The 14,036-nt window shown below is 54.4% G+C and carries 11 protein-coding genes; 7 read left to right on the top strand and 4 right to left on the bottom strand.

Annotated elements, in window-relative coordinates; all coding sequences use genetic code 11:
- The 4 genes from D5S03_RS03865 to D5S03_RS03850 all read left to right on the top strand — a co-directional run.
- On the top strand, window positions 1–190 hold a 190-nt coding region (locus tag D5S03_RS03865), incomplete at its 5' end, for a type II toxin-antitoxin system PemK/MazF family toxin (RefSeq protein WP_287042739.1).
- A 154-nt stretch (window positions 191–344) separates the two neighbouring features.
- The gene (locus D5S03_RS03860) at window positions 345–1,892 is read left to right on the top strand and encodes a PD-(D/E)XK nuclease domain-containing ATP-binding protein (RefSeq protein ID WP_287042738.1); all 1,548 of its coding nucleotides are present in this window, start codon (window positions 345–347) and stop codon (window positions 1,890–1,892) included.
- Window positions 1,893–2,236: 344 nt separating this feature from the next.
- Window positions 2,237–2,410 carry a hypothetical protein gene (locus tag D5S03_RS03855; RefSeq protein ID WP_008870175.1) on the top strand — a complete coding sequence of 58 codons (174 nt, stop codon included), beginning with the start codon at window positions 2,237–2,239 and terminating at the stop codon, window positions 2,408–2,410.
- The gene (locus tag D5S03_RS03850; protein WP_287042737.1) at window positions 2,376–4,544 is read left to right on the top strand and encodes a methyl-accepting chemotaxis protein; all 2,169 of its coding nucleotides are present in this window, start codon (window positions 2,376–2,378) and stop codon (window positions 4,542–4,544) included. Before D5S03_RS03855 ends, D5S03_RS03850 begins: the two co-directional genes overlap by 35 nt.
- 110 nt (window positions 4,545–4,654) lie before the next feature.
- Here D5S03_RS03850 and D5S03_RS03845 read toward each other — a convergent pair whose 3' ends face one another.
- Together D5S03_RS03845 and D5S03_RS03840 are read right to left on the bottom strand one after the other, a co-directional pair.
- Window positions 4,655–5,620 carry a patatin-like phospholipase family protein gene (locus tag D5S03_RS03845; RefSeq protein WP_287042736.1) on the bottom strand — a complete coding sequence of 322 codons (966 nt, stop codon included), beginning with the start codon at window positions 5,618–5,620 and terminating at the stop codon, window positions 4,655–4,657.
- A gap of 38 nt (window positions 5,621–5,658) precedes the next feature.
- The gene (locus D5S03_RS03840; RefSeq protein WP_287042735.1) at window positions 5,659–6,873 is read right to left on the bottom strand and encodes an MFS transporter; all 1,215 of its coding nucleotides are present in this window, start codon (window positions 6,871–6,873) and stop codon (window positions 5,659–5,661) included.
- A 502-nt stretch (window positions 6,874–7,375) separates the two neighbouring features.
- On the opposite strand from D5S03_RS03840, the gene D5S03_RS03835 reads away from it, so the two are divergent.
- The 3 genes from D5S03_RS03835 (at window position 7,376) to D5S03_RS03825 (ending at window position 10,482) form a co-directional block, all read left to right on the top strand.
- Window positions 7,376–9,367 carry a BCCT family transporter gene (locus tag D5S03_RS03835; protein WP_008870171.1) on the top strand — a complete coding sequence of 664 codons (1,992 nt, stop codon included), beginning with the start codon at window positions 7,376–7,378 and terminating at the stop codon, window positions 9,365–9,367.
- A 413-nt stretch (window positions 9,368–9,780) separates the two neighbouring features.
- The gene (locus D5S03_RS03830; protein WP_008870170.1) at window positions 9,781–10,077 is read left to right on the top strand and encodes an antitoxin; all 297 of its coding nucleotides are present in this window, start codon (window positions 9,781–9,783) and stop codon (window positions 10,075–10,077) included.
- Window positions 10,078–10,080: 3 nt separating this feature from the next.
- Window positions 10,081–10,482 carry a type II toxin-antitoxin system VapC family toxin gene (locus D5S03_RS03825; protein WP_287042734.1) on the top strand — a complete coding sequence of 134 codons (402 nt, stop codon included), beginning with the start codon at window positions 10,081–10,083 and terminating at the stop codon, window positions 10,480–10,482.
- 131 nt (window positions 10,483–10,613) lie between these two features.
- Here the strand turns inward: D5S03_RS03825 and D5S03_RS03820 are convergent, their stop codons facing one another.
- A complete protein-coding gene (locus D5S03_RS03820) occupies window positions 10,614–13,073 on the bottom strand; it encodes a DNA internalization-related competence protein ComEC/Rec2 (RefSeq protein ID WP_008870168.1) in 2,460 nt (819 codons plus the stop codon).
- A gap of 181 nt (window positions 13,074–13,254) precedes the next feature.
- On the bottom strand, window positions 13,255–14,036 hold a 782-nt coding region (locus D5S03_RS03815), incomplete at its 5' end, for a DNA translocase FtsK (RefSeq protein ID WP_287042733.1).

Raw genomic sequence — 14,036 nt, 5'->3', positions numbered from 1 at the left:
TTTTGTCTGCCTGGAACCCAGCGTGTCCAATGCCCTTCAGAAAAAGTCCGCCATCGACTGTTATCAGCTCAGGTCCCTCAGCCATCAACGGTTTCTGGAAAAGCTCGGGCAGATCAACTCAGCGGAGATGGATGCCGTTAAAAATGCTGTTGCCTTGATCCTGGACATTGATCCGGAACACTGTACTTGAACTCTCTTCCTTTTTAATTGCACACTTCGCGTCAAGCGCGAAATGTGAAGATGATTACAAGCAGTATGTGCCTGTCCCACTCTCTTTCACTCTGGCTCTAACTTTTGACCCAAGAACTGAACCGGGCAACCATAGCATTTACCAGGAGCTGATCATGAAAAAACTGCCCATAGGGATCCAGACCTTTGAGAACTTGATCCAGGAAGGATATTATTATGTGGACAAGACCGGATTCGTGCACGAGGTAACCTCCCAGGGTAAATACTACTTCCTCTCCCGACCTAGGCGGTTTGGCAAGAGCCTGTTTTTAAGCACCATCAAGGCCGCTTACCAGGGCAAGAGGGATCTGTTTCAGGGGCTTTACCTGGAAGAGAACTGGGACTGGAACCAAACCAATCCGGTGATCCATATCAGCTTCGGGTCCGGGCACCTGCAAAAGCTTGAGGACCTGGAAATACGCTTTGGAACAATTCTGGAAAATCAGGAGATGGAATACGGCATCACTCTTAAACGTCCTGATTTGCGCGAACGCTTCGCCGAATTGATTTATTCCCTGTATTCCAGATTCAGCCAGAAAGTGGTTATCCTGGTGGACGAATACGACAAGCCCATTCTGGACAATATCGAGGACCGGGACACCGCCGCGGCCCTCAGGGATGAGTTAAAGAACTACTATTCCGTGATCAAGGACAGTGACCCGTATATCCAGTTTGTTTTTATCACCGGGGTCTCCAAGTTCAGCAAGGTCTCTTTGTTCAGCGGGCTGAACAATCTCCAGGACATCACCATAGACAGACGCTACTCTGCAATCTGCGGCTATACCCAGAAGGACCTGGAAACCGTGTTTGCGGACCGGCTTGCAGGTGTAGACCTGGAACAGGTCCGGTACTGGTACAACGGCTACAGCTGGCTGGGAGAAGAGGTCTATAATCCCTTTGATATTTTGCTCTATCTGGACTCTAAGGAACTGCGGCCATACTGGTTTGAGACCGGCACTCCCAGTTTTTTGATCAAGCTCATGCAGGAACGGAAATACTTTGTTCCGGATCTGGAACAGGTCCAGGCCAGTGAAAAGCTACTGGGCAGTTTTGATGTGGATCACCTGGAGGTAGAGACCCTGATGTTTCAGGCCGGGTACCTGACCATCAGGAAGGTTTCCCAGACCGCCGGGACCAGGCGCTTCTTTCTTAGCTACCCCAACCAGGAGGTGAAGCAGAGCCTGACCGATTCCCTGCTGCCCTATCTCACGGGCAACCTCTCCGCTTCGGAAAAGACCAAGTTCGCGGCCCTGGATGCCCTGGAGGCGGAGAATCCGGAAGCCCTGAAAGATATTTTTCACGCCTTTTTCGCCTCCATTCCCCATGACTGGTACCGCAAAAACCAGCTGGCCGGGTACGAGGGCTATTACGCCTCGATTTTTTACTGCTATTTTGCCGCCCTGGGACTGGAGGTCATCCCTGAGGACGCCATCAGCATGGGCCGGATAGATTTGACGGTCAAGCTGGAGGACAAAGTCTTTATTTTTGAATTCAAGGTTCAGGGCCTGGACAAAACCCCGGGCAGTGCCCTGGAGCAGATCAGGTCCAGGCGATATGCGGACCAGTACCACGCACCCGGCCGGAAAATCTATCTCATCGGGGTAGAGTTCGACCCCCGGGAGCGTAATATCGCAGGCTTCGACTGGGAAAGCAGGAACTTATGATGATTGACAATAGATTTTCTTGAGCTGGCTTTTGCCTGGCCCGAAAGACAACGCCCCTTTTTCACTTGCAGCAACCCGCCCCCTGTCAAATCGACTTAACAATCATTGAGTATGCATTGACAAACCCGCCCCAGGAGTGCATATCTGGCAACGCAAAATTCAAGCACCACTTTTATTTTGGACAAACCTGTTCTACTGACTGATGGCAAGCATTCAGGTCTCAGGCAGGCTAAAGAAACCTCTTTTTTCACCGAATCAGCTTTTATCTGCATTATTTCATAAATCAGCAACATTGTAGAAAAAACATGATCGGGCAAGACGCTTAAAGCAACAGCAGACTGCTGATGATGGCAGACTTTTATTTTACCGGAGTGGCCAGGCTGAAGGTGGGCCTGGCCACCCTCCTGGACTTTGAATCTTTACTTTACGGACTGAAAAAAGCAGCCTTTCCCGGCATGCGGCAGTATAAAACAAGGAGGATCCATGAAACAGCTTTTCAATCTCAGACTGCGGGGTAAAATAATTTTGCCCCTGATAATCGCCCTGGCAGTACTTATCCTGATTATTTACTTTCTTTTGGGCCGTCAGCTGGCCGTGGTCAGCAACGAGTTCATCCAGCGACTGTCGGAAAACAAGCAGGCCGAAATCCAGGGGGCCATGTCTCTGGCCACCCAGGAATCCGAAGCCGTATCCTCGCTGTTTATCCGCATGCCCGAGGTGCAGCAGGCTTATCGCACTGCACTGCAGGGAGACATAGATGACCTGCGCTCGCCTGAATCCCAGGAAGGCCGGGAGATGCTGCGCCAGGATCTGTCGGACATGCTTGACGGCTTCAAGGAAACCCGGGACGAAAACCTGATGATGCACTTTCACCTGCCCAACGGCCGCAGTCTGGTGCGCATCTGGCGGGACAAAAACGCCATGGTGGACGGCAACTGGGAGGATGTTTCCGATGATATTTCCGAGTTTAGAGAGACTGTCATGCATGTCAACAATACCGGCACCCCTGCCCAGGGCCTGGAGGTGGGCCGGGGCGGCTTCACCCTGCGCAATGTCCTGCCGGTCATGGGAGAGGAGCGCGACCAGCTGGGTTCGGTGGAAATGCTCATCGACTTTGACCCGGTGGTGGAAGCTGCAGCCGAAGGTGAGGGTGAGCACCTGCTGGTGTACATGAACGAGGACCTCCTGGACATAGCCACCCGGCTGCAGGATGAATCCGAGTATCCGGTTCTGGACAACAGGTATGTCCAGGTCATGGGTGCTGACGACCGGGACCTGGAGCGCATGATCAGCGCGGATATTCTGGATACGGGCCGCACTGAGCTGTCTGTACACCAGGAAGGCAACTATTCCGTGGCCGCTTTTCCCATCATGGATTATTCCGGAGATCAGGTGGGAGTAATGGCCTATGTCCTGGACATCTCCCGCGAACAGGCCATGATCAGCAATCTCACCTACACCCTGGTGGGCACCATGGCCCTTCTGCTGCTCATCCTGGCCGGAATCACCTTCTACAACACCAACCGGACCATATTAAGACCTCTGAACAAAATAACCGGCTTTGCCAGCCAGGTCTCAGCCGGAAACCTGGAGCAAAAGCTTCAGGTCGATTCCCGGGATGAAATGCAGGATCTGGGACACAGCCTGCAGAAGATGGTGGATAACCTCAAGGAAAAGATCTCCGAAGCCGAGGAAAAGAAGGAACAGGCCAGACAGGAGACTGAAAAGGCTGAACAGTTCAGGTCCGAGGCCGAGGAAGCCCTGGAGCAGGCCAGGAAGGCCAAGCGCGAGGGAATGCTGCAGGCGGCCGGTCAGATTGAAGAAGTAGTGGAGCGCATGACCTCGGCTTCCGACGAACTATCGGCCCAGGTGGAGCAGTCCAGCCGCGGCGCTGAACAGCAGAAGCAGCGCACCGGTGAGACCGCTACAGCCATGGAGGAAATGAATGCCACTGTCCTGGAAGTGGCCAAAAACGCCTCCAGCGCTGCTGAAAGCTCGGATCAGGCCAGGACTAAGGCCCTGGAAGGGGCGGACGTGGTCAAACAGTCGGTCCAGGCCATCAACAGGGTGCAGCAGCAGGCCGGCGAGATGAAGGACAGCCTGGCCGGGCTGGGCAAGCAGTCCGAGCAGATCGGCCAGATAATGAACGTCATTGAAGACATAGCCGACCAGACCAACCTTCTGGCCCTCAACGCGGCCATAGAAGCGGCCCGGGCCGGTGACGCCGGGCGGGGCTTTGCTGTGGTGGCCGACGAAGTGCGCAAGCTGGCGGAAAAGACCATGAAGGCCACCAAGGAAGTCGGCGAGGCCATTTCATCCATACAGAGCGGTGCGGATGAAAATATCCAGGGCATGGATAAGGTGGCGCAGCTGGTGGACGAATCCACCGGACTGGCTAATAATTCCGGTGAAGCCCTCAAGGAAATCGTGGCCCTGGCAGAGCAGGCAGCGGACCAGGTCCGCTCCATCGCCACCGCCAGCGAGGAACAGTCTTCGGCAAGCGAGGAGGTAAACAGAAGCATGGAGGAAATAAGCCGCATTTCCCAGGAGACCGCGGACGTCATGCAGCAGTCGGCCCAGGCCATTTCCGACCTGGCCCAGCAGGCCCAGGAATTAAGCGAACTGGTCAACAGGCTGAAAGAAGAAGAATAACCGTAAAACTGACGAAAAAATGCGCTCCCTCCAGAAGGCGGGAGCGCATTATTACAACTGTATATGCCGGCCCCTCCGGCCAAGTCTTTATGCAAAAGGAAGCGGAGGGCCTATAAAAGCCTTTCCAGCTCTTCTTTAAGCCTTTCTCTGGCAGGCTCGGCCTCCTTAAGGATCCTTTTTATCTTGTTGAACTGCATCAGGCGCACATCCACTACTTCCGGGCGTAAATAAATATCCGGAGAATATATCCTTAGCTTTTGCTGCATTATGGATTCCTGCATTATCTCAAAGGTGGCGAATATAGTGTCCAGGTAGGATGGGCGCTCCTTGTTATCCGGGGAACTCTTCCCGGATACATCCACAGCAACTGAAATATCACACCTGTCCAATACCAGATCGAAAGGCACCGGGTTGACTATGGCCCCGTCCACCAGGAGCCTGTCCTGGTAGCGCACCGGGGCGAACAGCCCCGGAACAGCCATACTGGCCTCGATGGCCGGGATGATCTCCCCGGAGTCAAATACTACCTGCTCCCGCCTCCAGAAGTCTGTAGCCACCACCTTAAGAGGAATTTGCAGCTCTTCAAAGTCCTGCACCTGGATCTTTTCCCGCACAAAGTCCAGGACTCCTTCAGGGTCCAGCAGTCCGCCCTCTCCAAGGCCGGGCCTGAGCATATCCAGAAGTCCGCTGCCGGTGATTCTCTCCAGCCACCCTCCCCAGATGCTGGGCTGGGAGTCAAAGATTTCCAGGGCTGCCTCGCGCATCTCCCGGCCTGATATGCCCGAAGCATACAGAACTCCCAGAATGGCCCCTATACTGCTTCCGGCAATGATTTTTGGCCGGACTTTAATTTCGTCCAGGGCTTCCAGCACTGCAATATGGGCCAGGCCGTTGGCACCGCCTGCACCCAGAGCCAGACCGACTCCCGTGCGGGAAGCTTCGGGCTTGCCTTCACCTGCATGGGCCGCAAATCCCGGCCAGGCCACCAGTCCGGCTCCGGCCATACCGGCTGCAGCCAGAAAATCCCTGCGGCTGCAGCCGGTTGTATTTCTTTGTTTGTTGTTGGTATCTTTCATGGTCTTGTCTTCATTTTGATTCTTCTATCTTCTGGCATCTAACTCCGGGGGGCAGGGGCAAAGCGTGCCAGAACCCCGCAGGTCAGAGTTGTTGCTGCCAGAATGGCAGCCAGAATATTTATGCCCAGCCCCTGATCCAGCAGAAAACCCGCCAGCAGAGGAGCAGCCGCTGTAGACAGAACCACCGCTGACTGAGCCATGGCCCTGATGGAGCCCAGGTGAAGCAGACCGTAGCGCTCCGCCCAGACAGCCCCTCCGGCTGTAGCGGTCATGCCGTGGGTCATGCCCATGAGCCCCAGGTAAACATATGCCACCCATATCCCCTGGAAAGCCGCAAGTATCATCAGGCCGGCTGCCATGGGCAGCACCGCCAGAGGCAGGGTTTTGCCCGCACTGATGCGGTCCACCAGGGGACCTGTCCCCAGAAGCGCTCCCAGGTGCCCCGCAGCATAACAGGTAAATGCCGTACCCACAACATGCATGGACCATCCCTGCATGGAGGCAACGGCAGCCTGGTGAAACAAAAGGGCTGTGACCATAAACGGTGAGGCCAGAATCGCAGGCAGGACCATGTAAAAACCCCTGTCCCTTACCACCTCTTCCCGGGTGTGGCTTCTGGGAGAGTCTTTGGCTTCTTTGCCCGCCAGGTCCTGAACAGGAGCTGGTATATCCCTGGTCAGATAATACAGCAGGGGCAAAACCATCAGCACCAGGAATCCGGCAGAGGCCAGCCAGGGAACATGCCACCCCCAGAGAGCAGCCATGAACACAGCACTGGCAGGCAGGACAGCTTCAGCCAGGGGAAATCCCGAGCCGGCCAGAGCCACTGCCTTGCCCCTGTGAGCAGAAAAATACCTGGCAGCCGTGGTCATGCCCATATGCCCGAAAAGACCCTGCCCACCGAAGCGTATGCAGAAAAAACCAACACTTAGCAACAGCACCCCGCCCTTGAGGCCCACAAGCAGGCACCCCAGGGCAAGAATGGCTGTGGCCAGCAGCACAGCCCTGGAAAGAGGCCAGATATCAACCAGCCTGCCGAACTTGAAGAGCATGGCCGCACTTACCAGGGTGGCCAGGCTGTAGATACTGCCGTAAGCAGTGTGCGAAAGCCCGGCAGAGGTACGGATTTCTTCCCCGAAAACCGAGACGAAAAAGGTCTGTCCGAACCCGGAAACCGCCACCGCCAGCATGGCAAAAAGCGCCAGGCCCGGTTTTTGCCTGATAAAATCCGGTAGAATATTCATTCTGTCCATTGGGCATGTTCCTTAATCCTCTTTGCATCCCGGGTCAAAGTCTATCCTGTAAGCTATCTGGTGAAAAATATATCAAGGCTTGAAGAATTTTTTTTCAAGGAGTACAAAGAGTAGCACTACAGCGAAACTTATTTATTGACCTCCGGGGACTGGATCTCCCCGCACTTATTTTTAAAACCTGTTAATCATCCTTCAGAAAAATAAGTGCGGGGGTGCCTGTCCCCAATTGAGATACCATACTGTATTTTATAAGTTTCGCTGTAGTGGTAGGCGCTTAACAAAAATATCGGAAAAACATGTTGGCAACTGTTTTCTCATACCCTGCCTGCTCCTCCGTATAGGATTACTGGCCCGGCGTTAACTCCCCTCCTTAGCCAAGGAGGGGCCGGGGGTGGTTGTATGAAATCCCTTCCTTTTTCTGAATTTGCCCAGAAGGGGCCTCTTTTCCGCGCAGGGTCAAGGAAACAGCCCAGAATATTTATCCAACCTCAGGAGCATTCCAATGGAAGAAAATACCTCTCCCCTGTCCACAGAAAAATCGTGGATCAAAATCAATCCGGCTGTTTTTTTCAGTTCCGCCCTTCTGACCATTATTTTCGTTGTACTGACAATAAGCAGTCCCGAAAGAGCCGGTGAAATCTTTGGCAGTGTTCAGGGATGGATAGCCGAGTCCGTCGGCTGGTTCTACATTCTCTCCGTGGCCACTTTTCTGGTTTTTGTTATCTTCCTTGGAGTGTCCTCCCTGGGCACCATAAAGCTCGGCCCTGACCACAGCGAACCTGACTATACATATATATCCTGGTTTGCCATGCTTTTTTCCGCCGGCATGGGTATCGGGCTCATGTTCTTCGGAGTGGCCGAGCCGGTCATGCATTACCTGAGCCCGCCGGTGGGTGAAGGGGGTACTCCTGAAGCGGCCCGGGAGTCCATGAAGATCACCTTCTTTCACTGGGGCCTGCACGCCTGGGCCATCTATGCAGTAGTGGCCATCTCCCTGGCCTATTTCGCCTTTAGGCACAATCTCCCCCTGACCATCCGCTCCGCATTTTATCCCCTAATCGGGGAACGTATTTACGGACCCATAGGCCATGCCGTGGATACCTTTGCCGTACTGGGGACCATGTTCGGGGTGGCTACATCTCTGGGACTGGGAGTGACCCAGATCAACGCCGGACTGGAATATCTTTTCGGTGTACCCATAGACATCTGGGTGCAGATCCTGCTTATAGCCGTCATCACTGTCATTGCCACCATTTCCGTGGTCATGGGCCTGGACGGAGGCATTAAACGCATATCCGAGCTGAACATGATCCTGGCTGTGGGCCTGGTGATTTTTGTACTCATTTTCGGGCCGACGGTCTTTTTGATGCAGACCTTCACTCAGAATACCGGGGCCTATATCGCAGACCTGGCTGAAATGACCTTCAACCTGCATGCCTATGATCCCACGGACTGGATAGGGGGCTGGACCCTTTTTTACTGGGGCTGGTGGATAGCCTGGTCCCCCTTTGTGGGCATGTTCATCGCCCGGGTCTCCCGGGGCCGCACCATCCGCCAGTTTGTAGTGGGTGTGCTCATGGTCCCGGTGGGCTTTACCTTCATCTGGATGACCTTTTTCGGCAACACCGCCCTGCACATGATCATGATCCAGGGAATGACCCATCTCGGGGATGCAGTCAGCGAAGATGCAACCGTGGCTTTGTTCAGGTTCTTTGAGCACCTGCCTTTGTCCACAATAATATCCTTTATCGCCACCATCCTGGTGGTCACCTTTTTCGTCACCTCCTCGGACTCCGGCTCGCTGGTCATCGACATGCTCACCTCCGGAGGCGAGGAAAATGCGCCTGTCTGGCAGCGCATTTTCTGGGCCACATCCGAAGGAGTCGTGGCTGCAGTGCTCCTTGTAGCCGGGGGTCTGGGGGCCCTGCAGACGGCTTCCATTGCCAGTGCCCTGCCCTTTACAGCCATAATGCTTCTCATGTGCCTGGGGCTTTACAAGTCGGTGCGCATGGAAGTGGTCAAAAAAGTCACTTTGAAGCACGCCACAACCATGCCTTATTCTTCCCAGCCGGGTTCATGGAAGAAAAGGCTCAAGACTCTTGTCTATCAGCCCACCAAAAAGGAAGTTTTGAACTTTATCCAGCAGACCGTGTGGCCGGCCATGGAAGAAGTGGCCCAGGAAATGGAGATGCGGGGCATACAGACCAGTATTCAGGAAGGCGAGGATGGCCGGGTCTGGCTGGAGGTCCTGCATGGGGAGGAGATTGACTTCTTCTACTCGGTACGGCCCAGGGAATACGAGCCCCCGGCCTTTACCCTGCGCGCCACCAGCGTCAATAGACCCGGGCAGGAACGCAAATACTACCGCGCCGAGGTGCACCTGCGCGAAGGCGGTCAGGACTACGACATCATGAACTGGACAAAGGATCAGATCATTACCGACATCCTGGACCACTATGAAAAGCACCTGCAGTTTCTGGATGTCGTGCGCTGATATAAATCCGTACCCTGAAAGCAGAGAAAAACATATGCCACCTGAATAATTGTCCCTGCAGCGAAACTGTTTTATTGACCCCCGGGGACAGCCATGTAATTATTTTTTCTGTAACCGTTCGAAACCATTCGTAACCATTCAGGGAGTCTTCGGTGGTGACTCATGGCATTAGGCCAGGGGACTGTCCCCGCTGAGTAATGACTGTGAAGCTTCACTTAATTTCGCGTCTGTACTTTTTGTATTCGTGAAGGAAAAGTGTCGCGGGGACTGTCCCCTTGGCCGGTACCTGCCCCCTGAATGGTTACAATCATCCAGGGCGTATTAATACGGCAAAGAAGTAAACTTGACAAAATTAGAGTGTAGCATATACCCATGTATATACTAAATAAAAGTTAAGCAGGAGGACAACGGATATGAAAAAAGAAACACGCACCGCCAGGTTATTTAAAAACGGTAGCAGCCAGGCTGTTCGCCTCCCTGCTGAGTTTCGTTTTGATGGCCATGAGGTATATGTTACTCGAGATGAAACAACAGGGGATGTGGTGCTTTCCAGCAGCCCCGGTGCTAATACCTGGGAAGATTTTTTCGATCTGATTCACTCCTTGGATGTGCCTGAAGATTTCATGACGGAGAGGCCCATGAATATTCTTCCTCAAGAAAGCGGTGTGTTTGATGATGCTGTCAACCTTGAAACTGACAAAGCAGTATGAATCATGCTTTACATGCTGGATACTGACTTCACAAGCTATCTCATCAAGGGGCAATCTCCTGATCTTGAGGCAAGACTGAAGAAAATACTGCCTGCCAGGATTTGTATTTCAGTGATGACCCGCGCTGAGTTGAAATATGGCTTGAAACGCTTGCCTGCTGACCACCGTCTGCATCTGGCTGTGCACCACCTCCTTAAGATTGTTCGGATTTTGCCCTGGGATGTCGAGGCAGCTGACTGGTATGCCGGCATCCGGTATCAGCTGGTATCAACCGGCCAACCCATTGGTGAACTGGATATGATGATTGCGGCTCACTCATTATCTGCTGGAGCTGCGCTGGTTACAAACAATGTCCGCCACTTTCAGCGAATAAATGCCCCTCTGATCCTGGAATGCTGGGGGTAACGCTGATTTGTTCAGATGCACCTGCAAAGACGTGACTGCAAAAAGTCAAAAAAACAAAGAGCTATGGAGTTGGTTTACTGCTGCATTATTGGCGTTTCCACCTGTTGCGGCAGGTCCATCTGAAAATGCACTCAATACCAGTACGGTACTCCACCAGGGCCGGTTCTGTCCCTGGCCCAGCGGATGACTGGATCACTGTCCGGACTGTCCCAGGTAAAAATCACTTCCCCGTGCACGGCAGTGTCATACATGGAAATATCCAGATCCCTGATTATATTTCTGACTTCCTGGTGCGGTACTCCGAACCTGTTCATGAATCCCCGGGAAACCACTGCAAGCTCCGGGTCCACCCGGCGGTAGAACTCCGGGTCAGCGCTGCTGCGGCTGCCGTGATGCGGCACCAGCAGGACCCGGGCCGAAATATCCTGTTCCGTATCCAGAAGATCCTCCAGCCCCCGGGCCTCGATATCCCCTGGAATAAGGGCCAGCGGCCGGCCTTTCCAGATCAGCCGCACAACCAGGGACGAATCGTTCAAGAGCTCGTACTTGTCAGGGTCCCCAGGATGCAGCACCTCCAGAGCAACTGCCCCGTCAAACTCCAGGACATCGCCTTTGCCCGGCACCCCTTCCTGCACCTCCTGCCTGTCCAGGGCTTTTTTCAGGCGCAGCCGGTCCTGTTCAGCCGGCCAGATGGAATTGTGCAGGTATTTATCCGCCCCCAGGTACTTCAAAGGATAAAAGAGCCCGCCGTAATGATCCACGTGAGCGTGGCTCAAAACCACTTTGTCCAGTCTCTGGGGACGGGTGCGCCAGGTGAGCGACGGGGTTACCACGGCTCGGCCCAGGTCAAAATCCGGGTTCCAGCTGCCTCCGCCGTCCACCATAATCCTTTCTTCACCCGGAAGCTCCAGTACAATGCCCTGCCCCTGTCCCACATCCAGCACCCGCATTGTCAGGCTCTCATCCTGAATCTGTCCCGCCCGGGGCACAATCACAAGACACAACATCAACCCCAGACCCAGAAGGACGCGCTCTTTCTTCCACTCAATAGACCCGGCATGTATAATGATCCCCAGGAGCAGATAATAGGCGAATATCTCCACCCATGCAGGACGATAAGTGATGATGGGGTGCAGAAGATCCTTGCTGTGCATAAATTCCAGGGCGGATATGAAATACCCCAGAAGGTGCCCGGCAAGGCCCAGCAGAATATCCCCGGCAAAAGTCAGTCCCGGTACAGTGGAAACAATAACGCCTGCAAACCCGGCGGGTAGCACCAGAAAGCCAAGCACCGGCAGCCAGATGAGGTTCAGGTAAAGATGAGGGCTGAAATAGTTGAAAGTCCAGGCCTGAATGGGCAGCAGGGCCACATTGGCGGCCAGAGTCACCCCGGCCAGCCCAAGAAAATACTTGAACACCCTGGAAACCCCTTTTTCCTCCATGTTCTTGAAAAGCCTTTCCACCAGGGGGATGATCAGGGCTATTCCCGCCACAGCCATGACTGACAGCTGCAGCCGCAGGTCGAATACAGACCACGGATTGTACAGGGTGATGGCAGCTGCGGCCATGAAAAGCCCGTCCAGGAGCACCCGTCGCTGATTGGCAAAGAGATACCACCCCCAGCAGGCAAGCATGATCCCGGCCCTGATAAGCGTTGGCTGAAACTGGCCCATCCACAGGTAAACAATGCATATGGGAGCAGCCACGAGGATTCCCAGCTTCATGAAGGGCAGCCGCAGGTAAACTCGAGGGTACAGGTATCCAATGCCCGCAGCCAGCAAAAACCCCATGCCGGCCATGATGCCCAGGTGCAGCCCTGAAAGGGCCAGGGTATGGGCCAGGGAAGCCAGGCGCACCCATTCCAGCACTTCCGGCTCCAGCATGGATCGATCACCAAAAAAAAGAGCCAGACCCATTGCCTGGATCCTGGCTCTTTGTTCTTCATCTACGCCTTCAAGATGCAGTCCCTGCAGGGTCCTCTCCTTGAGGCGGCTGCGCATTACATGGCTTCTGCCCGGTTCACGGTCCACACGGTGCCAGAAATGCTCTCCCTCGGCAAAACTCCTCCAGAAAACACCCTGGGTACGCCAGAAAAACTCGCTGTTCCAGACCCCGAAATTGGCCATGCCCTGCACCGGCCTGACATTTACGTGAGCCTGGAACTTCTGCCCCGGAGCCGCCTCTACCGGAGCATCTTTCCAGGTGAAAACAAGTCTGCCCGGAAGCTTAACAGGCTCCCGGTCCGGTTCAATGAGCAGGTTTTTCAGAATAAGGCGCTGTCTGTCCCCGGGCTGGTAACTCACAGATTCCACTTCACCCTGCAGCCACACCCGCTCCTGGGCCTGGATGGGATCCGGGATATAACCAGGCGGGTCTGGAAGTCTGAACCAGGCCAGCAAAAAAGCCGCCATAAACACCCCGGCCAGGATCATATTGCGCCAGACGTCCCTGAAGGGGAGAAAAAGCAGGACAAGCAGCAGGCCTGCAAGACCTGCCAGAGGATATTTCAGGGTCCAGATGCCCAGGACATAAGCCAGAACAAACTTTTGCCAGGGCAACAGCCCCTTGGGGGTCAGGGTCTGGGCAACCATTCAAAGGGTCCTCGGTGTTGATTGCTGGCACAAGGCCTGGGGACTGTCCCGCACTTATTTTTTTCCTGATGAACCATTTTCAGCTTTTGGCGCTGGAAAAATAAGTGCGGGACTGTCCCCAGGTCAATTCCGGCACCCCCCTGAATGGTTACGGACCTGGAAATGCTGCACTGATTCTCAGCTATTTTGGTTTGAGCACCTGCCTGGGCCTGCTGCCATCCGACGGTCCCAGGATACCGTCTTTTTCCATCTGTTCAATAAACAGGGCCGCCTTGTTGTAACCTATGCGGAAACGGCGCTGGATAAGGGAAATTGATCCCTTGCCCTGTTCCTGAATGAACTCCACCGCCTGGGCATACTTGGGATCATCCACCACCGGATCCGACTCCAAGTCCTGACCGTTCTGACCATTTTCACTGTTTTTCCACTCATTGAAATCCAGTTCAAACTCAGCCCCGGCCTTGTCCTTCCAGAACTGCACTACTGAAGCTATCTCCTCTTCCTGGACAAAGGCCCCGTGGATCCTTTGCATCTGCCCTCCGGCGCTCTTGAAGAGCATATCCCCGTGCCCCAGCAGGTATTCCGCGCCCACGCTGTCCAGAATGGTCCGCGAATCATGTTTGGAGCTCACCTGAAAGGCTATCCTGGAGGGAAAGTTGGCCTTGATTATGCCGGTGACTACATCCACCGAAGGTCTCTGGGTGGCCAGGACAAGGTGAATTCCGGCTGCTCTGGCCAGCTGGGCCAGGCGGACGATGCCCATTTCCACTTCCTTGCCCGCGGTGAGCATGAGATCAGCCATCTCATCCACCACGATCACCAGGTAGGGCATGGACTCCTGGTCTTCAAAGCCTTCCGGGGGATTGTCCCCGAAAGAGGCCAGCTTCTGGTTATAGCCTTCTATATTGCGCACACCCAGGGCGGCCATGCGGTCGTAGCGTTTTTCCATCTCGTAGATGGCCC

Origin of the sequence: Desulfonatronospira sp. MSAO_Bac3 (assembly GCF_003838035.1) — a bacterium.
In the GTDB taxonomy this organism is placed as follows: Bacteria; Desulfobacterota; Desulfovibrionia; order Desulfovibrionales; family Desulfonatronovibrionaceae; genus Desulfonatronospira; species Desulfonatronospira thiodismutans.
The sequence above is the reverse complement of the archived record's forward strand: the minus strand, read 5'-3'. Positions and strand labels throughout refer to the sequence as shown.